2 protein-coding genes and 1 pseudogene are annotated in these 1,893 nt (G+C 54.5%); all 3 read right to left on the reverse strand.

Going from position 1 to position 1,893, the window contains the following annotated elements:
* Positions 1-675, reverse strand: a pseudogene (locus G6N74_RS30365) (calcium-binding protein); the annotation flags it as partial.
* A gap of 374 nt (positions 676-1,049) precedes the next feature.
* A complete protein-coding gene (locus G6N74_RS30370) occupies positions 1,050-1,406 on the reverse strand; it encodes a hypothetical protein (RefSeq protein ID WP_165121717.1) in 357 nt (118 codons plus the stop codon).
* A complete protein-coding gene (locus G6N74_RS30375; RefSeq protein WP_312857955.1) occupies positions 1,399-1,890 on the reverse strand; it encodes a tyrosine-type recombinase/integrase in 492 nt (163 codons plus the stop codon). Before G6N74_RS30375 ends, G6N74_RS30370 begins: the two co-directional genes overlap by 8 nt.
* Between the last annotated feature and the right edge of the window lie 3 nt (positions 1,891-1,893).

The raw sequence follows: 1,893 nt of genomic DNA on the forward strand, positions 1-1,893 counted from the left end.
GCCGGTCAAGTAATCGTGGCCCGCTGCACCCCGTAGCGTGTTTGCACCGCTGTTGCCGACGATCGTGTTGTTCAGGCTGTTGCCTGTTCCGACAAGATTGGCGCTGCCTTGAAGTTCCAGCCGCTCGATATTCGCACTCAATGTCCAATGCGTGAAGGCTCGGACGATGTCCGTGCCCTGGCCGGCATATTCAATCGTCCGGTCTCCGGTCGACGAGACGATATAAATGTCGTTGCCGGTTTGGCCTTGCATAACGTCGGCACCGCTGCCGCCGTCAATGTAATCGTTGCCGGCGCCTCCGAACGCGTCGTCATTTCCCGCTCCGAGCGAAATTACGTCATTGAAATCGCTTCCAAACGCGATGTCCCGGATGCCGCTGCCATTGATCGACTGTCCTGCTGAGGCATACACGTATACGTGGTAGTCTTCAGAGTATGTCTCAATTTCACCAGTGAAATCGTTCTCGACGGAGATGTCGTGTGCAAATACACCTCCATCCCAAACGTCGAATTCGAATGAGAACGAAGTGGAATCGTAGAAGCTTTCGTGAAAATAACTACTGTCTTCCCAGTATGCCTCAACATAACTGTCATCGTAGTAATCACTAACGTCTGTATTTATAGTGAGAAATCCATTCAAGGAGTCGAACGAATAGTCAGTGTAAACTCTTCCCATTGTAACCTTCCGATCACTTCGGCCGAATTTCGGCAATGTCCCTCTGCCGCACCCGACAACGTCAGGCTGTCAGAATTGAGGCAATCGGGTAGCGTTGTGACATCTGTTGAAGTCCGCATGACTGAGCAGCCATGCTATGGCCACGACAATCTCATTTTTTCGCTTCATCAAGGTAAAGGTGTAGGAGGCAGGGGTGTTTGGATAGATATCGATCGACGGGGGCAGGTTGCCCGACAGATCGCGCAACGTGCGCGTCAGCTCACGTATCGCCTGTTGCGACGTGGTGAGGTTGTACAGATTGCACATCGCGCGAGACTGCCCGCAAATTGGCTGACGGGCAAGTTGGTTGGCGGCGGTGGGGCGTAGTGAAGTGGTTAGCCCAGCCAAACCACATCGAAATCTTCGCGCTGAATCTTCCGTACGGCCGAATCGAGTTCGAAAAAATGATCTTCATGGATTTGATCGACCACGAGGGCCCAAAAACCGCACTCCTCATAGTCGTCCGGCCGTAGGTCGACCAAGTATCGATTTATCACCTGATAAACTCCAAGACCTTCGTCTTCCAGATGAAGCGTAAGGCGGTCTCCGATACAGGGCACAACGTTCTTGAGATATCTGAGCGAAAGCCGATCGTGATCGAAATACCCGTCGCCATCTTTCATTAGGACAACGATTTCGTCGCGAATCCCCGACGCGTTCACGTTCTCAGCTTCATGCTCGGCATCAGTCATGCTTCCGTACCTCCAAATCCATCCTTCGTCCCGTGCCCTCCGCGAGTCGTGACCAATGCTTTGCTGGTTCCGACACCCACGGGATGACTCGCCAAGGCGCAGGGACCGGTAGTTTGTTGATCGCCTCGATCAACGGCCCCTGCGGCACGTTCGTGTAACGGCGCGACATGTCGTCTGCAGCGTGACCGAGTATCTGGTCCTTGACGTGCGGGTGAACGCCAGCAACAACCAAACCGGTCGATACTGTATGACGCGCCGTGTAGGGGCTTATGTCTAGTATGCCGCTTCGACGCCTGGCGCCGTTAATCGCCGACTTTAGGCCGCCGCCACCGTCCTGCACTGCCTTATATGGCGCCCCTCGAGGGCTGCGAAACGCCGGCTTTTCATCTAATCTGGCACGGTCGACTAGCGGCTGCAGCCAATCGCATAGGAAACTGTGAAGAGGAACGCCGCGGGGTTCTCCGGTCTTGGATGACCTCACCACCAA

Origin of the sequence: Mesorhizobium zhangyense, from assembly GCF_011045115.1 — a bacterium.
Taxonomy (GTDB): Bacteria; Pseudomonadota; Alphaproteobacteria; order Rhizobiales; family Rhizobiaceae; genus Mesorhizobium_M; species Mesorhizobium_M zhangyense.